The following is a 21,405-nucleotide window of genomic DNA, read 5'->3' as shown; positions in this document are numbered from 1 at the left end:
TCTATTCCCCCTTTGTGCCTTTCGGTATGTATACAGTGAAGATGGCACCGCCTTCTTTTTGGTTCGCAACTTCAATCCAACCCCCAAGCTCGTCCAATACTTCTTTCACATTCGCAAGCCCATAGCCTCGTCCTTCTCCCTTTGACGAATGGCCTCTTGTGAAAATCTGTGACAGTTCTTCTTCATTCACCCCATCACCTGAATCTGACACTTCTATGATAATATCAAACCCAATATCTGTGATGAACAGGTCTACCTCACGCTTCTCCTTATTTAATACAGCTTCAAAAGCATTGTCTACGAGATTGCCAATGATGGTGATAAAGTGAGATAAACTTAAATGAGCTGGGAGCGGCTCAAGTGAGCTATTTTCATCAATGTGAAATTGGACTTTCTTCTCAGATGCTTTCCCTAACTTGCCAAGTAAGATGGCTTGTATTTTAGGAGACCGAATCTGCTTCATGAGTAAATCGTGCTGACGGTTTTGCAGATGATATTCTTCTTTAATTAAGTCGATGGCTTCATCGACTTGCTTCAGCTCAAGCAGGCCTAAAATGGCGTACAGCTTATTTGAGAATTCGTGCGTTTGGGCCCTTAGGTCTTCTGAATATTGGCTGACCTCTGTTAATGTATCCAGCAGCTTCGTCAGCTCTGTTTTCTCTCTGAAGCTCACAATCCCTCCGAATACTCGATGATCCTGCATTACTTTTTTCACATTTAAGACATAGGTTTTATCATTGACGACGGTTTCGATGTTAGGTTCAATCGTCTCTGCCTTTAAATAGAGAAGAAGTTTGGCATTTGGCAAGACTTCATCAATATGAAGGGGCAGCTTTGATGAGACGCGCAGCATGTGCTCAGCTGATGTATTCATCATCGTAATCGCGCCTTTCTGGTCAAACGCAATAATCCCTTCTTTTATAGCGAGCAGCATCGCCTCTCTTTCTCGATACAACGAAGCAATTTCATGCGGCTCAAGCCCTAATGTATCTTTGCGAATACTCTTCGTTAAAAAAATTGCACCGAATATGCCCGGCAAAAGCACAAGAAGCGCAATATAGCTAAGCTTCAATAGCTGATGAGCTGTCGCTTGATCAATTTCCTTTTTTAAAAATTCGACGGTGACTGTGCCGATAATTTCTTCATGCCCCTCTGTTTCTTTCATAATGGGTGCACTGCCTCTGACAACGGTTTCACCATTAGAATCATCAGTTGATATGGAGGTTCCTCCAAATAAGAGAGTACTTCTTCCTTCCGATACACTGATGGTTTTTCCTACGTCCTCATGATTCGTATGAACAAGGACCTTTCCTTTTCGATTGGTAATGAAGATAGCATGAGCTCTTACTTGCTCCTTCATTTGCTCAAGCACTGCCTGTTCTTCATTTTGGGACGCTGATAGAGCCACCGATGCTTTAATGGGCGGCATATATGATATCGTTCTAGCGGTCTGCACCGCCAGCTGTTCAGCTTGTGCCTGCCTTTCTGATGTCTGCAAAAAACCAAAACAAATGGTTAATAATGCAATGACAACAAGCAAAAGCCCGATAATTAATCCCAAAATTTTCGTTTGTAAAGTGACTTTCCTTTTGCCCATCCTCACCGCTACAACCCCTAATTCAGTAGATTCACCCGAATAGACTCTAAGAAAATGATATCATTTTTTCTTACTAAGTTAAGAGAAAATTCTTTCAAACAAAAAAGACGACTCAGGCATCGAGTCGTCCCTATATGCCTATTACGTGATTGATAAACCCGCACTCGCATAGCCAGCTACGGTATTTACTAAGGAAAGACCTGTAGCTGATGCGGAGAATACAACAAGCAATCGTGTTTCAGGTGTGACTGGTACATTTAGACCAGTCGCAATACCATTTGCAATTGCACCCAGCGTTAAAACACCGGTTAAAGCTGGTGCTAAAGTGACACTCGCTACTTGAGTGAAACTGTTATTTGGTGTTGGTGAAGCAAACAAACTAGCTGTGACCGTAATACTTGTGCCCAGCAAAGAAAGAGCAGCTGTCGTACTGAAATAGCCGGCAAATGATGTGATTGTTCCGGCTCTAGGAACTGAGAACGCCATGTTGAGTAAAGTGCCTGCAGCGCCGGTTAAATCAATCACTCCGCCTAAAATACTGACACCTGTCGCTGAGTTACCAAATCCGATCAAGCTGGATGTTCCAACGAGACCGCCTGCAATTGTTGTCAGGACAGCAGGTGTACCTGAAGCAAACGGAATGATCGCACTCGATCCTGTCACTCCTGTTGGACCGGTGGCGCCTGTTGCACCTGTACCTGTGACTCCCGTGGCGCCTGTTGCACCGGTTACTCCGGTGGCGCCGGTGAGACCTGTAGCTCCGGTGACTCCAGTTAATCCAGTTGCTCCGGTTAAACCTGTGGCTCCTGTTAATCCAGTTGCTCCGGTTGCTCCGGTTAAACCTGTGGCTCCCGTGGCTCCTGTTACTCCTGTCGCTCCGGTTAAACCTGTGGCTCCCGTGGCTCCGGTTACTCCAGTTGCTCCGGTTAAGCCTGTGGCTCCTGTGACACCGGTCGCTCCGGTTACTCCAGTTAATCCAGTTGTGCCGGTCACTCCCGTGGCTCCTGTTACTCCTGTCGCTCCGGTTACTCCAGTTAATCCAGTTGCACCGGTCACTCCTGTAGCTCCGGTGAGACCTGTAGCTCCTGTGACTCCAGTCGCACCTGTATCACCCGTTACCCCAGTTGCTCCGGTTACTCCAGTTGCACCCGTATCTCCTGTTACCCCGGTGGCTCCTGTGACGCCCGTTGCTCCTGTACCCGTGACGCCCGTTGCTCCTGTATCACCCGTTGCCCCAGTTGCTCCGGTGGCTCCTGTGACGCCCGTTGCTCCGGTCGCTCCTGTATCACCGGTTACCCCAGTTGCTCCTGTCGCTCCCGTGACACCTGTCGCGCCTGCGGCTGCTAATAACGTATAGTCTGAAGAAGTATCCGGTGTGCCTGTTGGCGGCGCTGTATTCACAACATAGGTTCCACCTTCATATGTCACCACTTGACCTACTGGATAGGTTGGCGCTGTTGCTGGGTCAAATGTCAGAATACCAGTTAATCCTACACCGGTTACTCCTGTTGCCCCTGTATCACCAGTTATCCCAGTTGCTCCAGTTGGGCCTGTGACGCCGGTTACACCCGTATCTCCTGTTACCCCGGTGGCTCCTGTGACGCCCGTTGCTCCGGTCGCTCCTGTATCACCGGTTACCCCAGTTGCTCCTGTCGCTCCCGTGACACCTGTCGCGCCTGCGGCTGCTAATAACGTATAGTCTGGAGAAGTATCCGGTGTGCCTGTTGGCGGCGCTGTATTCACAACATAGGTTCCACCTTCATATGTCACCACTTGACCTACTGGATAGGTTGGCGCTGTTGCTGGGTCAAATGTCAGAATACCAGTTAATCCTACACCGGTTACTCCTGTTGCCCCTGTATCACCAGTTATCCCAGTTGCACCAGTTGGTCCTGTGACGCCCGTTGCTCCGGTCGCTCCTGTATCACCGGTTACCCCAGTTGCTCCTGTCGCTCCCGTGACACCTGTCGCGCCTGCGGCTGCTAATAACGTATAGTCTGGAGAAGTATCCGGTGTGCCTGTTGGCGGCGCTGTATTGACCAGATATGTTCCTCCTTCATATGTCACTACTTGACCTACTGGATAGGTTGGCGCTACTGCTGGATCAAACGCTGCAACTCCAGATAAACCGACACCTGTCGCTCCGGTCACTCCTGTTGCCCCTGTATCACCAGTTATCCCAGTTGCACCAGTTGGTCCTGTGACGCCCGTTGCACCAGTTTCTCCTGTCGCGCCTGTGATCCCTGTTGCTCCTGTTGCTCCTGTGCCAGTGGCTCCGGTTGGGCCAATTTCTCCCGTAACTCCAGTGACGCCGGTAGCTCCGGTTGGGCCAACTTCCCCGCTTGGTCCTGTCACTCCTGTTGCGCCGGTGGAACCCGTGACTCCTGTACCGGTTGCACCCGTAACGCCAGTCGCTCCTGCAGCGGCCAATAACGTATAATCTGGTGACGTATCAGGTGTACCTGTTGGCGGCGCCGTATTGACGAGGTAAGTTCCTCCTTCATATGTCACCACTTGACCTACTGGATATGTCGGCGCTGCCGCTGGATCAAACGCTGTGACGCCGGCTAGACCTACTCCCGTCGCTCCTGTAATCCCTGTGGCTCCGGTTGCTCCTGTTGCTCCCGTATCACCAGTTGCTCCTGTGACACCGGTTGCTCCGGTTGGACCAATTTCTCCTGTTGCACCCGTGACGCCGGTTGCTCCGGTTGGACCAATTTCTCCTGTTGCACCCGTACCGGTAGCGCCTGTAACGCCAGTCGCGCCTACAGCGGCTAATAGCGTATAATCTGATGATGTATCTGGTGTACCTGTTGGTGATGCTGTATTCACAAGATACGTTCCACCTTCATATGTCACCACTTGCCCCAATGGATATTCTGGTGCTGCTGCAGCATCATACGGTACAACCCCAGTTAAACCCACGCCGGTGGCTCCTGTGGCTCCAGTTGGACCTGGATCTCCTGTGACACCTGTTGGCCCTGTACCTGTTTCCCCCGCTGCAGCTAATAATGTATAATCTGCCGACGTATCCGGTGTACCTAATGGCGGTACTGAATTGACGACGTACGTACTGCCATCGTATGTCACCACTTGCCCTACTGGGTAGGTTGGTGCTACTGCTGGATCAAATGCCAAGATGCCTGTTAAACCTACGCCTGTTGGACCGATTGGACCTGCTGGACCTGCTGGACCTGCTGGGCCTGCCGGACCCGCTGCACCCGCTGGACCTGCTGGGCCTCTTCTTCCTCTCCCGCCTGGCGGACCTTGAATCACACAAACACAAGGATCTTTTCCGCAGCAAGGATTTTTCACTGGTTTCCTTGGCTTTTCTGATATCCCTTTTTTACAACTATCACATTCCCAGCCATCATCCTTATACGCATCATACCAGCTTCCTTTTTGGTAGTGGTCTGTCGAATGAGTTGGATATGTCTTACCACATTGCCTACATCTTTTCATGGAATCACCCCCATCCATCGTATTCATCATGACTGGGAAAGGTGTATGTACACTTTTATTTTTTTAAAATAATCAAAAGACCTTGCACTTTATGCACAAGGTCCTTCTTTCATTAAAGTCTCATCGTCATTTTTAAATCTTTTCCTACCATACTATAATCCATATCTACCGGCCGGATGGCTTCTTTTAATGATTTCGTACCTTCTCCTTCAAAGAAAGTAGGTGCATCTTTCCCTCCAATTAATAATGGTGCCATATAAATAATGACTTCGTTCACAAGTGACGCTTCTAAAAAGGATGCGCTCACACTCCCTCCCGCCTCTACAAGCACCGACATCACAGAGCGCCTTTTCAGCATACGTAACACCGCATGAAGATCTGTCCGATTTTCTCCGCTTGTGACAAATACTTGATGTCCTTTTTGCACCAGTTGATGGTATTTTTTTTGATCATACTTGTTTGAGGTACAAATGATGGTTTCTGCCATATGATCATTTAAACATTTCGCATGAAGCGGAATCCTTAAGGTGGAATCTAAAATGACACGAATGGGCTGTGTCACGAATGAATCTTTTACAATAAGACCTGCATCATCTTGAATAATGGTTTCAACGCCTGTTATCACAGCATCTGCTTCTTGACGTAATTGCTGCACTTCATTCCTCGCTTCTGTCCCTGTAATCCATTTGCTTTCTTGATGAGCTGTTGCAATTTTCCCATCTAACGAAATGGCTGTTTTTAATATGACATAAGGAAGGTCTGATTGTATCGAATGAAAAAAAGGAAGATTTAAGCTGTCCGCTTCCCGCTTACATATCCCTTCTTCTACTTCTATCCCTGCTTGTTTCAACATCGTGACCCCTTTACCTGCTACAAGTGGATTGGGGTCCCCAGTGGCAATGATCACACGTTTCACCCCGCTCTTTATAATGGCTTCTGAGCAAGGGCCTGTTTTTCCATGATGCGAACAAGGTTCGAGCGTCACATACATATGAGCCCCCTTCGCCTTTTCTCCTGCCATTTGCAGCGCATGAATTTCAGCATGCGGCTCGCCCGCCTTCATGTGAGCACCAATTCCAACGATCTCACCTTTTTTGACTACCACTGCCCCGACAAGCGGATTTGGCGAGGTTTGTCCTTTCATGGCCTTTGCGTTGGCAATCGCTAGCTTCATATAAAAAACATCGTCTTTCATGTAAGTCTCCTTTCCTCTCTTTCAAGGGAAAGAACTCCTTCAGGGAATGAAGGAGTTCTATTCTCATGTGCTATATTTTTTCCATCCGTTTCTTTTCAGATCGATCATAGTAAGGCAAGGAATAAAAAAGTTTATAAGATGCTCGTTGTTTACAAAAACAGCATTTGCGACATTCATATTTATTAATGAGGAGCACATGCGGACAATTGAGTACAGACAGACCTTTTTTCATATGTTCCTTGCAAACACTTATCATGAGAATCCCCCGCTTACATTCTTTTTCTTAATGAGAGATTACTTCTTTCGGAAATTGTTCAAATAAGCGTAGTACTTCGGTATGCGTCCCATCTTCTCGAACGTGATAAATCCCGCCGTCATATGAGCTTGCGTATACATCATTGCCTAATTGTCTGATGGCACTAATCCCATTTTGGGCAATTCTAATTGGGCCGGTGTTGACATCCAGCTCTGGATTCCACACAACGATATAGCCCCAATAATCACCGCTTACAATATAGCCTGAGTCTGTGACTGTGACCGATTTAATCGAATACTGGTGTTCGTTATGCTGGTCTAAAATTCTTCCTGTATGCAAATCAAACAATCTCACATTCTTGTCGCGGCTGACAATGGCGATACGGTCTCGTTTACTATCAATAAAGACATCATTTAACAGCTCTGTCGCACCAATGTATTCCGCTTTTAAGGACAAACTCTTTTTATCTAAAAGACAGATGGTTCCTTCAACTGCTGCTGTGATGATAAGATCTCCTTCTACCTTTAATGCTTTAACTGCACAATCGTGTGCTTTGGAACGGCCGATTTCCTTTAAGTGTTCTGTCGAAATGACATGGACATAACCGCCATAAGTTCCAATATAAAATTGACGATCCTCCTCGTGAAAATACACGCTGTTGACCGGACCTGTGTTAAGATCAAACGAAACCATTTGCTTTAATGACTCATGAACAATATGCACCTGACTTGCATGATCTCCCCACGCATAATAGCTTCCATCCCGTGCAACAGCTACTCCATTTGTTAAAACGCCCGTCGATTTGGCGATTTCAATCCCATTTTTTCTGAATTTCCCATCATCTGATGCGGTAATAATATCACCCGCATCAGTCAGCGCAATATCATTGATAGATGGTGTCGCCATTTCGATCTCATCTGATATGACTTTGCCCTTTTCGATCGACCATTCACAATATGTTTTTCCAAAGCTGGCCCCTAGTATTGACTTCTCATCCTCTGTCCAGACAAGTGAGCGCTCCCACTGATATTTATGAGGCAGCAGTGTATCGACTAAATCACCTGTTTCATAATTCCACAGCTTAATTAAATGGTCGTAGCCTGCTGTCAGCAAGTAATTGCCGCTTGGAGAAAAATTCACGCGCTTGACGCCCTGTAAATGGGCTTTGATGATTTTCTTCTCCTGTAAAGTAGCTGCATCGTAAATAATAACAGTGCCATCATCTCTGCCAAGTGCGAATACTTCTTTTTGATTGCTGCCGCTGATTGTATCGAGCTCATAATCAAACGGGCCGATTTCCCCTACAATTTCTCCGGTTTCATACAGCCATACAAGGACATATCCATCATCACCTGTTGTATAAGCTTTATCACCATGTATCCATACAGCTAATACATCTTTGCTATGGCCATGGAATTCTCTTAAAATAGCGCCCGTTTCGATATCCCAGACTAAGCATCTTCTATCTCTGGACACGGATACAAGTAAAGTATCCTGCTTCGCAAAAGCGACGGCTTCTACATCATCTGCATGACCAAACAACGTGCGGATTCGGGTATGTGTGCCTGTATCATACAATTGAATGGTATAGTCTGACGATGCACTTGCTAAATACTTTCCGTTTTCAGAAAGAGATAAAGAGTTAATGATATGCTCGTGACTGCCAATAAACGTTCCTTCTCCCGTCGCCCGGTTCCACTGATAAATACAGCGGTCATAGCCGCCAGTGTAAACAATTTGGTCGTGCTGAGTTGATAAAACAGATGTAATTGGTCCTCTATGCATAGTTTTACACTCCCACCTTTATATGTTGTTTTTGACGAGTCACTAAACGAAAACCAGTAAATCGAAAAACAGGATCTGGGTGCTTCCCGTGTCTTCTTGCGACTCTGCATAAATCTCCGCCTCTTGCGAAAGAGCCGCCTTTTAAAATGTAGTAGTCACTTCCGAGTGTTTCCGTTAAATCATCGACGACCTCGATGCCGCCTTCATAAACGTGATATTTGGTGTTGACCCATTCCTCGACGTTTCCTCCCATATCATAAAGACCAAATAAGGATCGGCCCTTTTCGTAATGACGGACAGGCGTCGTTTTTTCAATATTTGATTCGTGCGTATTGCAGTAAGAAGGATCAAACTCATCTCCCCACGGGTATTGATTTCTCGTGTTTCCCCGGGCAGCATACTCCCATTCTTCTTCAGTAGGAATCGAAACATCAATCCCAAGTTTCCCGCTCAGCCACTGACAGAACGAGAAGGCATCCTCAATGTCCATGCCCCAAGCTGGATGATCTTTTCCCCCGCCAAGCTCTTCGTTCGTTAAACTCTCCGGGTATGTCTGGCCTGTTTCATCACAATAGCTTTGATACAGTTCATTGCTGACGACCGTATCTGAGATAAAAAATTCGTTGATATACGGCTGATAGGACGGAAATTCTTTGTACAGCCATTTTTGAAATTTTTTCTCACGGCCGTAGGTTGGATTGAGCAGCTTGTCCTTCCAGAATTCTGCTGCCTTTTTCATATCTTCTTCATTACTTCCAATCGTTGCATAGCCGCTTGGGATTTGAATCCAATTGATATCAGGTTTCACGCTTTTCTCCCGCCTTCTTTCAATAAACTCGTCTATTGATTAATTAATTTCTTCTCATCGACCATATGCCCTGAGGCTGCTTTTGCCTTTAAATAGGCTTCATTGTAGAGAGAGGCTTCGACCGTATGATCAAACCGCAAAACAGGAAGACCGAAAGCTGCAATAGAATCGACTTTATCTGGATTGTTCGTTAGTAAATGCAATGGTTTTCCTTTGTTTAAATAGTGCAAAACAGCTGCTGCTTCCTCGTAATGCCGATCATCATCCCCGCAGCCGATCAGGCGGTTGGCTTCAAAAGTATCCAGCTGCATCTCCTGTAATTTATACGTCAACGCTTTTGCCATCAGCCCAATAGACCGACCTTCTTGATTGGCCATATACACAAGCATGCCTTTTCCGTAATCGGTGATTTTCTTCAGCGATAATGCAAGCTGTGGACCACAATCACATTTCAGTGACCCAAACACATCTCCTGTTTGGCAGACACTATGGATTCGCACAAGCGGCGGCCGTTCATTTTCAAAGTCGCCAAATAAGAGACAAGAGGAAAAGGTTTGCTGCGCGGTACTCATTTGGACAATCGATTCGATCGTTGGTTTTGTATCCCGTTCAACAGGCGCGAAGGCATACCACTTAAATGGCACTTCTTCATGTTGAATGGAAATTGGCAAATTCACAGGCCCCACGAGCAAATAGTGTTTATCTTGAAAGGTAAAATGATGAATCATTGATTGTAATTCATCTACAAACTTGTTCATTAGTCTCCCCCCTATTCATCACTGCACCCAAATCGACTCCCATAGCGCAGTGATGGAGTGATGAATATGTGTACGCACCCCTCAGCTTGTGTGCTCCCGCAGAAGGAAATGGATGTGCGATGTCTCTCATCGTTTTAGACCTTGTCCTTTTCCAGTACAAAGGAGCAGAAATTTTGGTTCATATGCTTTATTTTCTGTCAGAGCAGCAAACGCTCTTGATTGGCAGACGCTCTTTCTTCCCATGAACTCCTCTGCTAGCTTTGAATCACTCACCTTTGTACTAGATTTTGACGGCAATGACATGATGCTGGCTTATTCCAGCCTTCGCTTGTAACGGTGATATGGATACAAGCTCAAGACCTGATGTACAAATTTTTTCGCCAAGCTGAGAATCTGAAAATGAAAAATGGAAACGGCCATCTTCTCCGATTAATCCTGTTTTCCACTGTTCTCCCCAGACAACAAGTGAAAAGACACCGCCTTCATGAAGTAAAGAAGAGACCTGTTTTAAATAACGTTCATGATCATCAGGATGTTGATGATGAAAGCAGCCATGATCTAAAATTAAATCAAACTGCATCCCGCGTCCCTGATCCATGGACCATGACATAAAATCTTGATGAACAAAATGGACAGGAACTGTTTCTCTTTTCTGTAATCCTTCCCACTCCTCATGCTCATACAGGTCGATACCGACATATGCGGAAAGCCCGCTTAAATGTTCTAGTGCACGGCCGTTGCCGCACCCGATATCCAGCACAGAAGCAAGTGCATTCTTTTCCCTTGAACGCCATGCCTTTAATGACATCACTGCTGCGTCTGTTAAGGATGGATCAGTAGACCACATATCTGTTCTTTGCTCATAATGCTCTTGGAATGCCATGCGCATCTTTTCTAAATACAATCCACTGTCTTCATGGTACAAAGCCTTTTTCATCATGAAACCTCCTTCAATTCACAATCTTCTTTTCGGGCAAAGGTGGTTTTCAAGCCAAAAACCTTATGTTAAAATGAAAGATGGATTTTTTAGGAAAATCTGTTTTTCTGAAAAAGAAGAGAAGCACCCCACATGTTCACTCTTCTTTTTCAGCATTCATCCTCATATGCAGCCGTTCGAAGGCCGCACCGCCTCAGCTTGTTCTCTCTTTTTTTCATATGAGTTCACCTCCTTTACCGTTCGATCAACTCACATTTCTTATTGAAACCGCTTTCTCTTTTTTATAAGGACTTAACGTCTTTTTCAATCTCTTACACTATGCTTTTAGTAGAAAGATGAATCTACTGTTTAGAATGGCGATCATTTTTTCTTCAAGTAAACGACGATTTGTTCTGTTCTAGTAGACATTTTTGTATCTAAGAGGCGCTTACGCTTTGGTTCTTGCCACCCCCTTTCACTAGATTATGCTTCGAATAAACCCGCCAGAAATTTAACAACTAATTCCATAATGACTGGATTAAGCCAAATATATTGTTTTTAGTTTATTTTGTCAACAAATTATTTCCTAAACATTAAAATGAATTTTCTAATTGAAAATACAGGTAATTTTCGTGGTTTTTTGACCTTAAAACACTTATTTCTACACAAAAATACAACTTAAACCAATAGAACTAAGAAATTTATCTACTAAATTACACAAGTTTTTTATTTAATTTTAAATCAAAATAGAAAGATACAATGATTATTTCCCGAATGGTTTTTTGTGATATTTCGACTATTTTTTTTGATTCTCCATGATTTTCATTGGTATAACGGCATTTTCAATTAGAGAGTTTACTATTTATTCCATACTTCTGTATTTACTTATTATCGTAAAAAAGATATATGTCTCTCTTTCAGACATGGAAGCATGAAAAAAAGCCCCTTACAAAAGTAAGAGGCTTTTTCGGTTGGCGTTTACGCCCAGTTTTTCACTTTTTCATGATCTGTGACAAAGAGAAGGACTTTCCCTTCGTCTAAATGTTCTTCAAATGTCTCAGCTTCTTCTTTTGAGAAACCAATTTCATGAATTTTATTGCGGAGCTCATCACCCTTTTTACTAAAGATGTTTCCAACCGCATGTTTGAGTCCAACTTCTCTTGAGCCAATCGTATTGGCATCTGCATTATTTGCAATACGCTCTGTTCGATCATCGTCATGGGACAGAACATAAATGTCCTCTCTTGCAACACCGAGTGCCTTTAATTGCTCTACATCTTTTTGAAGTGTTTCATCATTTGAATACTCTCTTACAACAGGTTTCATTTTATATTCCTCCTTTAACGTCTTACGAATCTTTTACCCGTCACTTTTGACATTAAACCTTCCACGAGCACATCCAATTTTCTTGAAAGACGTACCATGTCTATCGACTTATTTTTGACAAAAATCCTGTAAAAGTGACTAAATTTTCTGAATTATCATGTTCAATCCTATTGATTTGTTGTACAATTCTTATACTGGAGGCTAGAAATGAGGGAGAGCTGATGTATTACTTTTCAGCGGAGCAGCAGTTTAATGCTTGGGTTGTCAGTGATTTGGTGAAACAGCTTTTTCAAAAGTGGAATCCTGAAGAAGCAAATACAAAGCCGCTTACATTGTTTGCCGAACAGCACTTTCACATCTCAATTGATTATCTCTTTTCCATCATTATTAACATTGGAGATATTGAGTCAATTGAACAAGATCCACAAGACATGTTGTCCTCATACTTGAATATCCTTTTTGCTTTTGTGACGCGCGATATGATGAAAGCCTCCATGCAAAATGCAAACGAATATTTGTTAAAAGAACGTGATGCGGATGTGTATCAGCTGTTTGGCTGTCTCCCGCCGCTCCTCTCTGTATCTTTTCAGAAAAAGTAGTCCCCTTCGATAAGATGGCGGCTGCTTTTTTGTATGTGTTTTAAAAAGACCGTATGTTTTGAACGAAAAGAAGCATCATGTTAATGTAAATCTAGGCTGTAAGTGAAAGGGAGGATTTGACATGAGTCAACAAAAGCAAATTCAATTAGCTAAACGTCCTAAAGGATTACCTACAAAAGATGTTTTTCATTTTGAAACAGTCGATATACCTGTGCCGCAAGAAGGGGAGGTCTTGATTCAAACGAAATATGTTTCTGTAGATCCTTATATGAGAGGGCGAATGCAGGATACAAAATCCTATACACCTCCGTTCAAGCTAAATGAAGTGATTCAGGGCGGTGTTGTCGGAGAAGTCGTTGAGTCGAAATCGTCTCAATTTGAAAAGGGTGATTTTGTCCTTGGATTCCTTGGATGGCAAGAATACTCCACTGCCAAAGCTGAATCTCTGACTAAAATTGATCCGTCCATTGCGCCATTGTCCTATTATTTAGGGATTTTGGGCATGCCAGGGCAAACCGCTTACTTCGGCCTGCTTGCGATTGGCCAGCCAAAAGAAGGCGAGACGGTTGTCATTTCTGGAGCAGCAGGTGCCGTTGGTTCTGTTGTGGGACAAATCGCTAAGATCAAAGGCGCACACGTCGTGGGAATTGCCGGATCTGACGATAAACTCGCTTATTTAAAAGAATTGGGCTTTGATGAAACGATTAATTATAAAACAACAAATGATTTAGATGATGCTATTGCAAAAGCCTGCCCTAACGGCGTTGATGTGTATTTTGACAATGTAGGCGGCGAGATTTCAGATGCGGTGATGAATCATTTAAACCGTTTTGCACGCATTCCAGTGTGCGGCGCCATTTCTTCTTATAATATTAGCGCAAGCGAGGACATCGGACCGCGTGTGCAAACAAAACTCATCAAAACAAGCGCATTGATGCAAGGCTTCATCGTTGCCAACTATTCAGATCGTTTTGGAGAGGCAGCGAAGGATCTCGCACAATGGGTAAAAGAAGACAAACTCACATATAAAGAAACAATCATAGAAGGCTTTGACAATATTCCTGACGCATTCCTTGGACTATTCAAAGGAGAAAATGTCGGAAAACAGCTTGTCAAAATTTCATAACAAAAAAGGACCCTCCATGTGGAGGGTCCTTTTCTTATGCCTGCTTGGGCGCAAGGTGCAGCTGGCCTTGCTTATACACAATTTCTTCAAGCGAAAGATTCAGCTTTTTCGCCATTTTTTTCAGCATTGATTGCTCTTGAGGTGTGACAAGACTGATGACTGCGCCTTCTTTTCCTGCTCGTCCGGTTCTGCCTGAACGGTGGATGTAGCCCTCTTCATTTGGCATATCTGCATGAATCACATATGGCAGATCATCAATATCGATTCCTCTTGCTGCAATATCTGTTGCAAGGAGGAGCGGGAATTCACGCTGTTCAAATGATTTCAAGATCACAGCACGTTCAGCTTTTTTTGCTTCACTATGAAGGACACCAAGGTCGACATGATGGTACGCTAATTTCTCTGCATAAATGCTTAAGTTCGTAATGTCACGCACAAAAACGAGCGCCTGCATGTCCTCAAGCCGTGATAGCTTTTGCAGCAGTTTCACTTTGTCACGCTGATCACATAACAGATAATAGTGACCCACTTTCTGCGCTTCTTCCTCGCTTCTAGCAATTTTCAATACTTCTGGTTCAGATGTCATTTCTTTGATCAGCTGAACGGTTTCTTCTTTCAACGTTGCAGAAAAACAAAGGATTTGTCTTTCTTTTAATGTGGACTTAATGATCCCTTGGATCGTTTTCAAATGCTCTGGCACAAGAAGCTGATCTGCTTCGTCTAATACAATCGTTTTGACTTCATGCATTTTCAGTTTCTTGATTTTGATTAATTCTTGTACTCGGCCAGGTGTCGCCACAACGATATTCGGATGTTTCTTTAGTTTTTCTTGCTGCTTCTTGATGTTCGCTCCACCAATCAAGGAGACCGCTTTGATGTCTGATCCTTGTTTAAACTCTTGCACGACATCAAAGATTTGCATCACAAGCTCTCTTGAAGGTGCCAAGATTAAGACTTGCGGATGCTTAATATTGACATCAATTTTATTTAAAAGCGGCAGAACATACGCAAGTGTCTTCCCCGTTCCAGTTGGCGATTCTGCGATCACATCACGCTTCTCCGTAATCCACTCTGCTGTTTTTTCTTGTATAGCTGTTGGTTTTTCGAAGCCAGCCGCTTGAAAGTTTTCCTGAATAAATGGCTTTGCTTCTTTCAAAAATGCCCAATTTTCCGTCATGTCGATCTCCTTTATCCTCATTCAATCTATCCTTTAGTATCTCAAAATCAGCTTTGAAACGCAATTTTTCTTTTGATGCTTTTATCGAGCCGGACAGTTCGATATAATCATGAGAGGCACTAGCCGTTTTGAATCTATTTGAGGTGTAAAAAATGATATTATCTGTTAAAGATTTAAGTCATGGCTTTGGCGACAGAGCCATTTTCCACGAAGTGTCCTTCCGTTTATTAAAAGGCGAGCATGTCGGCTTAATCGGCGCCAACGGTGAAGGAAAGTCAACGTTTATGAATATTATTACTGGCAAGCTGGAGCCAGATGCAGGAAAAGTCGAATGGGCGAAAAATGTCCGTGTCGGCTACCTTGATCAGCATACCGTGCTAGAAAAGGGCAGAACGATCCGTGAAGTCCTTCAGGATGCATTCCATTATTTATTCTCCATGGAAGCCGCGATGAATGACATTTATGGCAAAATGGGTGAAGCCGATCCTGATGAGCTGGAAAAGCTGTTAGAGGAAGTTGGCGTCATTCAGGACGCACTGACAAACAATGATTTCTATATCATTGATTCTAAGGTCGAGGAGATTGCAAGAGGTCTTGGCTTAACGGATCTTGGACTGGACCGTGATGTGACGGAGCTCAGCGGCGGTCAGCGTACGAAGGTCCTGCTAGCAAAATTGCTGTTAGAGAAGCCAGAAATTCTCCTTCTCGATGAGCCGACCAACTATTTGGATGAGCAGCATATTGAGTGGCTGAAGCGTTATTTACAGGAATATGAAAATGCGTTTATCCTCATTTCACATGATATTCCGTTTTTAAACAGTGTTATTAACTTGATTTATCATGTTGAAAATCAAGAGCTCACGCGCTATGTTGGTGATTATGATCAATTTAAACAAGTGTACGAAGTCAAAAAGCAGCAGCTTGAAGCAGCCTATAAAAGACAGCAGCAGGAAGTGGCTGAACTAAAGGATTTTGTCGCAAGAAACAAAGCACGTGTCAGCACAAGAAATATGGCGATGTCCCGTCAAAAGAAATTGGATAAGATGGATATGATTGAACTGGCAGCAGAAAAGCCAAAACCAGAATTCCACTTTAAACCGGCACGTACGTCTGGGAAACTGATTTTTGAAACGAAAGATTTGGTCATTGGTTATGATGAACCGCTCTCCCGCCCATTGAATTTGAAAATGGAACGCGGGCAAAAAATTGCGCTGTACGGTGCTAACGGTATCGGAAAAACGACGCTGCTCCGAAGTCTTCTTGGGGAAATCACACCTATTTCTGGTGAGGTGGAACGTGGAGAATTCTTGCATATTGGCTACTTTGAGCAAGAAGTAAAAGAGCAAAACAGCAATACTTGTATTGAAGAAGTATGGAGCACCTTCCCTTCTTACACGCAATATGAAGTCAGAGCCGCTCTTGCAAAATGCGGATTAACGACAAAACATATTGAAAGCCGTGTGTCTGTATTAAGCGGAGGAGAAAAAGCAAAGGTCCGTCTTTGTAAGCTGATCAACGAAGAAACCAACTTACTTGTTCTCGATGAGCCGACAAACCATTTAGATGTCGATGCAAAAGAAGAACTAAAACGCGCCTTAAAAGAATATAAAGGTAGCGTCTTATTGATTTCTCACGAGCCTGAATTTTATCAAGATGTGGCAACTGAAACTTGGAATTGCGAATCTTGGACGACAAAAGTATTATAACGACAAAAAAGCCTTATATCTTTTGCAGATATAAGGCTTTTTTCTAATTAATGACCTGCTTGGATATTCACCAAATGCTTACGTCCAAGGAGCAGAATAATCATGCCTAGAAGAACAACACCAGCCCCGACATAGTAAGGTGTACTTGCTGTATAGGATTCAGCGAGAACTCCGGCAATCCAAGGAGCGATCGCGCCCCCAATAAATCGTACAGCACTGTAAGAGGATGAAGCAATTGAACGTTCAACCGGTGCTGACCCCATCACAGCTGTCGTGAGCACCGTATTGATCATACCGAGAATTCCCCCAGCAATGACAATTCCGCAGATCACGACCACAATATGAGACGTCCATATTCCAATGCCGAATAAAATCACAGCAAACGAAGCAAACAAAACCACCAGCGAGGTCAATGTCCCAAGTTTACGATGAATGACCGGCGCGGAGAAGACGGAGGTCACAGCCAAAAATAGCCCCCAACCAAAAAAGACATAACCAAGTCCATGCTCATCAAGATGGAGCACAAATGGTGAATACGCTAAAAGCACAAAGAAACCAAAATTATATAAGAAAGCGGCAGATGCCATCGTTAAAAGCCCTTTATATTTTAACGCCCCGACAGCCTCAAATAATTTCACTTTTTTCTGCGGCTTTTGCATAGGTGGAAGCATAAAGGTAATCGCTAAAAGAGCGATAAGCATTAACACGGCAACGCCAAAGAAAGGCCCGCGCCAAGAAATTGTTCCAAGCTCACCGCCAAGCAGCGGTCCAACCGATATCCCAAGACCTAGTGCTGCCTCGTATAAAATAATGGCCTTCGCACTTCCTCCAACAGACACACCGACAATGACAGAGAGTGCAGTTGAAATAAATAAAGCATTCCCGATGCCCCATCCGCCTCTAAAGCCAATTAATTCATTAATCGTTGAAGAAGTACCTCCTAAAGCAGAAAAAACAATAATAAAAATGAGTCCTACTAATAACGTCCATTTCGCACCAATCCGGCTAGAAATAAAACCGGTAAAAAACATCACAAAGCCGGTCACAAGTAAGTAGCTTGTAAATAAAAGAGACACCTGGCTTGGAGATGCGTGTAATTGCGATGCAATGGCTGGCAGGATCGGGTCAACGAGTCCTATTCCCATAAACGAAATCACACATGCAAAGGCAACAGCCCAAACGGCTTTTGGCTGCCTAAGCAGACTTGTACGCTGTTTCAACACTTCTTCTTCCTTCATTCCATCAGAACCTTTCCTTCAAATGTTGACAAAATAAAATAAACACGCAGAGGTGTTTATTTTTGTAATTGCTCAATTGCATGAGCCGCTCTTTCTTTCATCGCTTCAAGATCCTTTTTAAAGGATTGAATGGTTTCAAGCTTTTTTGAAATCAATTGATGCTGCACAGTCAGCTGCGCCTCAATATCTAACAGCTTCTCTAATCGTTCCTTCGGATCAAGCGACAGCAAGTAGCCTTCTTTATTCAGCTCTAGCTGCTTTCCGATTTCCATAAACGATTGAAGCTCCTGTAAAGAAAAGCCGAGTACCTCTTTTGCCTGCATCACTTTCTCTAGCTCTTCCATGTCGTCCTCTGAGTAAAGTCTGACTCCGCCCTCTGTCCGCTTTGGTGCTGATAATAAACCAATCTCTTCATAGAAACGAATCGTCCGTTTTGTCAGTCCGCTTCTTTTCGCCACTTGATCAATTTTCATCCATTCCATCACCAGTGCCTCCTGCTCATCAATTCATGTTTTATTATACACCTTTATAACCTTAACGTAAACGTCAAAGTTTTAACCCTTGATTTCCTTCGTGTTTTATCGCAAAATAAATAGGAATAATTACGATTTAAAGGAGGTACTATATGCGCTCATTTCCATCTAAAGAAGAACGGCATCAGCTATTCGGATCTGTACCGCCAAGTCTTGGCACAAAGCCTTGGCAAAAAGAGGACATGACGGACATTCAAAAAACAGAGCAAAACTTTTATTTTCATCTTGAACAAGTCGGGATCTGCCGCATGTCCTATCCGGTGCATATCGTATCTAAAACAGCACCACATCGCCAGACAACTACAGCTGAATTTACACTGAGTACTTCCCTGCCAGCTCATCAAAAAGGCATTCATATGAGCCGGCTCACTGAACAGCTGCACTCGTTTTATGAGAGCAGCAAGCCGCTTAATGTGAATGCCCTAAAAGAATGGACGGCAGCGCTCGCCCGGAAAATGGATCAGCCCTCTGCTTCCATTCAAGTTGCCTTTCCATGGTACATGGAAAAACAGAGCCCAGTCACCGGTCAGTCAGGCTTGATGCATGCGACCGTCCAATATGACGTCCATTTTCATGAAAAGGACGGATGGACCTGTCACGTTGGCTGCGATGCACAGGTCACGACATTATGTCCTTGTTCCAAAGAAATCAGTGAATATGGTGCACATAATCAGCGCGGATCTGTTTCCATTCAAGTAGGGTTATTTGAACAAGCATCGCATCCTGACGACATCAAGGCCGCTCTTTTACATATCATCGAGTCCAATGCGAGCGCACCGCTTTATCCCGTGCTCAAAAGACCTGATGAAAAGAAAGTGACGGAAGAGGCTTATGAAAATCCGCGCTTTGTAGAAGATATCACAAGATTAATTGCCATCGAATTATATGAGCAGCCATGGATTAAAAGCTTTCAAATCGAGTGCCGTAATGAGGAATCCATCCACCAGCATGATGCGTATGCCAAATGCTCCTATCAAAAAAACCTGTAGAGCGATTCTACAGGTTTTTTATTTCCACATCTTTATTCATTCAATTCCTCAATCATAAGCGATAATTCTGTCCAGCGGTCCATTGCTTGTTCTAGTTCTTCCGCAACGGCTTTTTGTTCGTCCATCAGCTCTTGAATTTTTCCAAAATCACTTCCTGCTTCTACAATGCTGGTTTCGAGCTGCTGATGTTTTTCCTCTAATGCCTGTATCCGGTCTTCAATCCCGTCCCATTCAAGCTGATCTTTATAAGAAAGTTTTTTTCTCTTTTTAGGTGCGGCTTCTACTTGTTTCTCAGCAGGCTTTGTCTCTGTCCGCTTCTGCTCTTTTTCCTGTTCCATATAATCGCTGTAAGCACCTTGGAAGTGTGAAATGCGCCCATTTCCTTCAAAGACAAGCAGACGGTGAACCACTCGGTCTAAGAAATAACGATCATGGGACACGGTGATGACGACTCCAGGGAACTGCTCTAAATAATCTTCTAAAATACTGAGGGTCTCTGTATCAAGGTCGTTCGTCGGCTCATCTAAAAAGAGAACATTCGGCTCTTCCATTAAGACCTTCAATAAATACAATCTGCGGCGTTCTCCCCCTGACAGCTTACGAATATACGTCCGCTGCATCGATCTTGGAAAAAGGAACCTCTCTAGCATCTGCTCTGCTGTGACAATAACGCCATCAGACGTCTTGACGATCTCAGCTGTTTCCTTGATATACTCAATGATGGTCAGCTCATCATTCATTTCCTTGTGATCCTGCGTGTAATAGCCAATACGAACGGTTTGTCCAATGGTCAATTGTCCTGAGGTCGGTTCAATCTTACCCGCTAGACAGTTCAGCAGAGTGGTTTTGCCGACTCCATTCGGTCCGATGAATCCGATACGATCACCCGGCACGACTAAATCTGTAAACCGCTCCACAAGGGTCTGGCCAGCAAATGAAATTGATAAGTCTTCTGCCTCTATCACTTGTTTCCCCAAGCGGTGCGAGCCGATGGCAAAATCAAGCTCTCCCTTCGCATCAGGTCCTTTTTGATCTTTCAGCTCTTCGACTCTGCCGATACGTGCTTTCTGCTTTGTCGTTCTTGCTTTTGCTCCTCGTCTCAGCCATGCAAGCTCTCGTCTAAGCAAGTTTTGACGCTTCGTTTCTTTCACCTGAGCCTCTGCTTCCCGCTCCGCTCTTTTTTCTAAAAAGACTTCATAATTTCCTTTATACGTATAAAGCTGCCCTTGATTTAACTCATAAATCCGATTGGCCACCCGGTTTAAGAAATAACGATCGTGCGTCACGAGGATGACAGCACCGCTGTATTGGCTTAAGTATCCTTCAAGCCATTCAATGGTGGCATTATCAAGGTGGTTGGTTGGCTCATCTAAAATCAGCAAACCTGCAGGCTGAATTAAATTTTTAGCAATGGCGACACGTTTTTTCTGTCCGCCAGATAATGCATGTACAGAGCGGCTCACATCTTTCACGCCAAGCTTTGTCAAAATCGTTTTAGCTGAAAGGTTCGCATCCCAAGCATCTTCCTGATCCATTCGATTTTGCATGCGCATCAGCACCTCTTGTTTTGCCTCATTTTGCGGGTCATGCTCTAAATCGGCGAGTGCCCGTTCATACGCCTTCATCGTTTGAATCATTGGTGCCGTTCCAGAAAAAATGTAGTCAAGAATCGTTTCATTTCCGGTCATTTCAGGATCTTGCTCAAGAAATTCGATATCAAGTGTCCCTGCTTTCGTGATGTCACCTTCCTCATACGATTCAAGTCCCGCGATGACCTTTAGAAGTGTTGATTTCCCTGTACCATTTGGACCAATCAATCCGATGCGTTCCTTCGGTTCTATATGAAACGAAATATGATCAAACAGCGTTTTCTCGCCATAGGTTTTATATAATCCTTCAACATTCAATAAACTCATTTTATCAGCCCTTACATA

At 44.0% G+C, this 21,405-nt stretch carries 17 protein-coding genes; 5 read left to right on the top strand and 12 right to left on the bottom strand.

Going from position 1 to position 21,405, the window contains the following annotated elements; translation table 11 throughout:
• Position 1: 1 nt before the first annotated feature.
• The 6 genes from NSU13_RS03680 to NSU13_RS03655 all read right to left on the bottom strand — a co-directional run bounded on the left by NSU13_RS03680 (position 2) and on the right by NSU13_RS03655 (position 9,861).
• Entirely contained in the window at positions 2-1,597 is a 1,596-nt protein-coding gene (locus NSU13_RS03680) for a sensor histidine kinase (protein ID WP_342489864.1), read from the bottom strand.
• A gap of 141 nt (positions 1,598-1,738) precedes the next feature.
• Positions 1,739-5,059, bottom strand: a complete 3,321-nt coding sequence (locus NSU13_RS03675) for an exosporium glycoprotein BclB-related protein (protein WP_342489863.1) — start codon at positions 5,057-5,059, stop codon at positions 1,739-1,741.
• Between the two features lie 112 nt (positions 5,060-5,171).
• Positions 5,172-6,254, bottom strand: a complete 1,083-nt coding sequence (ribD, locus tag NSU13_RS03670) for a bifunctional diaminohydroxyphosphoribosylaminopyrimidine deaminase/5-amino-6-(5-phosphoribosylamino)uracil reductase RibD (RefSeq protein WP_342489862.1) — start codon at positions 6,252-6,254, stop codon at positions 5,172-5,174.
• Positions 6,255-6,537: 283 nt separating this feature from the next.
• Complete coding sequence (locus tag NSU13_RS03665) at positions 6,538-8,295, bottom strand: WD40 repeat domain-containing protein (protein ID WP_024426638.1); 1,758 nt, start codon at positions 8,293-8,295, stop codon at positions 6,538-6,540.
• 4 nt (positions 8,296-8,299) lie between these two features.
• Positions 8,300-9,103, bottom strand: coding sequence for an SUMF1/EgtB/PvdO family nonheme iron enzyme (locus NSU13_RS03660; protein ID WP_024424597.1), 804 nt, complete (start codon positions 9,101-9,103; stop codon positions 8,300-8,302).
• 32 nt (positions 9,104-9,135) lie between these two features.
• Positions 9,136-9,861 carry a GTP cyclohydrolase II gene (locus NSU13_RS03655; RefSeq protein WP_024426639.1) on the bottom strand — a complete coding sequence of 242 codons (726 nt, stop codon included), beginning with the start codon at positions 9,859-9,861 and terminating at the stop codon, positions 9,136-9,138.
• Between the two features lie 119 nt (positions 9,862-9,980).
• Here NSU13_RS03655 and NSU13_RS03650 point away from each other — a divergent pair, with 119 nt between their 5' ends.
• Positions 9,981-10,106 (top strand): hypothetical protein, encoded by a 126-nt coding sequence (locus tag NSU13_RS03650; RefSeq protein ID WP_254968622.1) that lies wholly within the window; start codon positions 9,981-9,983, stop codon positions 10,104-10,106.
• 35 nt (positions 10,107-10,141) lie between these two features.
• Here NSU13_RS03650 and NSU13_RS03645 read toward each other — a convergent pair whose 3' ends face one another.
• Together NSU13_RS03645 and NSU13_RS03640 are read right to left on the bottom strand one after the other, a co-directional pair.
• Positions 10,142-10,798: a methyltransferase domain-containing protein gene (locus NSU13_RS03645; RefSeq protein ID WP_024424594.1), complete on the bottom strand. Its 657-nt coding sequence runs from the start codon at positions 10,796-10,798 to the stop codon at positions 10,142-10,144.
• Positions 10,799-11,755: 957 nt separating this feature from the next.
• Positions 11,756-12,103 carry a general stress protein gene (locus tag NSU13_RS03640; RefSeq protein ID WP_034282732.1) on the bottom strand — a complete coding sequence of 116 codons (348 nt, stop codon included), beginning with the start codon at positions 12,101-12,103 and terminating at the stop codon, positions 11,756-11,758.
• 221 nt (positions 12,104-12,324) lie between these two features.
• Between NSU13_RS03640 and NSU13_RS03635 the strand changes: the two genes are divergently transcribed.
• Both NSU13_RS03635 and NSU13_RS03630 read left to right on the top strand, forming a co-directional pair.
• The gene (locus NSU13_RS03635) at positions 12,325-12,702 is read left to right on the top strand and encodes a YfmB family protein (protein WP_342489861.1); all 378 of its coding nucleotides are present in this window, start codon (positions 12,325-12,327) and stop codon (positions 12,700-12,702) included.
• Between the two features lie 121 nt (positions 12,703-12,823).
• The gene (locus NSU13_RS03630) at positions 12,824-13,828 is read left to right on the top strand and encodes an NADP-dependent oxidoreductase (RefSeq protein WP_342489860.1); all 1,005 of its coding nucleotides are present in this window, start codon (positions 12,824-12,826) and stop codon (positions 13,826-13,828) included.
• 34 nt (positions 13,829-13,862) lie between these two features.
• Here the strand turns inward: NSU13_RS03630 and NSU13_RS03625 are convergent, their stop codons facing one another.
• Positions 13,863-15,005, bottom strand: coding sequence for a DEAD/DEAH box helicase (locus tag NSU13_RS03625; RefSeq protein WP_342489859.1), 1,143 nt, complete (start codon positions 15,003-15,005; stop codon positions 13,863-13,865).
• Between the two features lie 152 nt (positions 15,006-15,157).
• Between NSU13_RS03625 and NSU13_RS03620 the strand changes: the two genes are divergently transcribed.
• Entirely contained in the window at positions 15,158-16,711 is a 1,554-nt protein-coding gene (locus tag NSU13_RS03620) for an ABC-F family ATP-binding cassette domain-containing protein (protein ID WP_024426645.1), read from the top strand.
• A gap of 47 nt (positions 16,712-16,758) precedes the next feature.
• Here NSU13_RS03620 and NSU13_RS03615 read toward each other — a convergent pair whose 3' ends face one another.
• Both NSU13_RS03615 and NSU13_RS03610 read right to left on the bottom strand, forming a co-directional pair.
• The gene (locus NSU13_RS03615) at positions 16,759-17,949 is read right to left on the bottom strand and encodes an MFS transporter (protein WP_041116148.1); all 1,191 of its coding nucleotides are present in this window, start codon (positions 17,947-17,949) and stop codon (positions 16,759-16,761) included.
• A 56-nt stretch (positions 17,950-18,005) separates the two neighbouring features.
• Positions 18,006-18,431 (bottom strand): MerR family transcriptional regulator, encoded by a 426-nt coding sequence (locus NSU13_RS03610; protein WP_024424586.1) that lies wholly within the window; start codon positions 18,429-18,431, stop codon positions 18,006-18,008.
• Between the two features lie 143 nt (positions 18,432-18,574).
• Between NSU13_RS03610 and folE2 the strand changes: the two genes are divergently transcribed.
• Positions 18,575-19,471 carry a GTP cyclohydrolase FolE2 gene (gene folE2, locus NSU13_RS03605; RefSeq protein WP_081124078.1) on the top strand — a complete coding sequence of 299 codons (897 nt, stop codon included), beginning with the start codon at positions 18,575-18,577 and terminating at the stop codon, positions 19,469-19,471.
• Positions 19,472-19,503: 32 nt separating this feature from the next.
• Here the strand turns inward: folE2 and NSU13_RS03600 are convergent, their stop codons facing one another.
• Positions 19,504-21,387, bottom strand: coding sequence for an ABC-F family ATP-binding cassette domain-containing protein (locus tag NSU13_RS03600; protein ID WP_342489858.1), 1,884 nt, complete (start codon positions 21,385-21,387; stop codon positions 19,504-19,506).
• Positions 21,388-21,405: the final 18 nt, after the last annotated feature.

Source organism: Bacillus sp. FSL M8-0049, from assembly GCF_038593355.1.
Classification (GTDB): Bacteria; Bacillota; Bacilli; order Bacillales; family Bacillaceae; genus Bacillus; species Bacillus safensis.
The sequence above is the reverse complement of the archived record's forward strand: the minus strand, read 5'-3'. Positions and strand labels throughout refer to the sequence as shown.

Bases quoted from the DNA above. Each gene is read 5' to 3' on its own strand.
- NSU13_RS03680 (WP_342489864.1), bottom strand. From the start codon at position 1,597: ATGGGCAAAAGGAAAGTCACTTTACAAACGAAAATTTTGGGATTAATT.
- NSU13_RS03675 (WP_342489863.1), bottom strand. From the start codon at position 5,059: ATGAAAAGATGTAGGCAATGTGGTAAGACATATCCAACTCATTCGACA.
- ribD (WP_342489862.1), bottom strand. From the start codon at position 6,254: ATGAAAGACGATGTTTTTTATATGAAGCTAGCGATTGCCAACGCAAAG.
- NSU13_RS03665 (WP_024426638.1), bottom strand. From the start codon at position 8,295: ATGCATAGAGGACCAATTACATCTGTTTTATCAACTCAGCACGACCAA.
- NSU13_RS03655 (WP_024426639.1), bottom strand. From the start codon at position 9,861: ATGAACAAGTTTGTAGATGAATTACAATCAATGATTCATCATTTTACC.
- NSU13_RS03650 (WP_254968622.1), top strand. From the start codon at position 9,981: ATGTCTCTCATCGTTTTAGACCTTGTCCTTTTCCAGTACAAAGGAGCA.
- NSU13_RS03645 (WP_024424594.1), bottom strand. From the start codon at position 10,798: ATGAAAAAGGCTTTGTACCATGAAGACAGTGGATTGTATTTAGAAAAG.
- NSU13_RS03640 (WP_034282732.1), bottom strand. From the start codon at position 12,103: ATGAAACCTGTTGTAAGAGAGTATTCAAATGATGAAACACTTCAAAAA.
- NSU13_RS03635 (WP_342489861.1), top strand. From the start codon at position 12,325: ATGTATTACTTTTCAGCGGAGCAGCAGTTTAATGCTTGGGTTGTCAGT.
- NSU13_RS03630 (WP_342489860.1), top strand. From the start codon at position 12,824: ATGAGTCAACAAAAGCAAATTCAATTAGCTAAACGTCCTAAAGGATTA.
- NSU13_RS03625 (WP_342489859.1), bottom strand. From the start codon at position 15,005: ATGACGGAAAATTGGGCATTTTTGAAAGAAGCAAAGCCATTTATTCAG.
- NSU13_RS03620 (WP_024426645.1), top strand. From the start codon at position 15,158: ATGATATTATCTGTTAAAGATTTAAGTCATGGCTTTGGCGACAGAGCC.
- NSU13_RS03615 (WP_041116148.1), bottom strand. From the start codon at position 17,949: ATGAAGGAAGAAGAAGTGTTGAAACAGCGTACAAGTCTGCTTAGGCAG.
- NSU13_RS03610 (WP_024424586.1), bottom strand. From the start codon at position 18,431: ATGGAATGGATGAAAATTGATCAAGTGGCGAAAAGAAGCGGACTGACA.
- folE2 (WP_081124078.1), top strand. From the start codon at position 18,575: ATGCGCTCATTTCCATCTAAAGAAGAACGGCATCAGCTATTCGGATCT.
- NSU13_RS03600 (WP_342489858.1), bottom strand. From the start codon at position 21,387: ATGAGTTTATTGAATGTTGAAGGATTATATAAAACCTATGGCGAGAAA.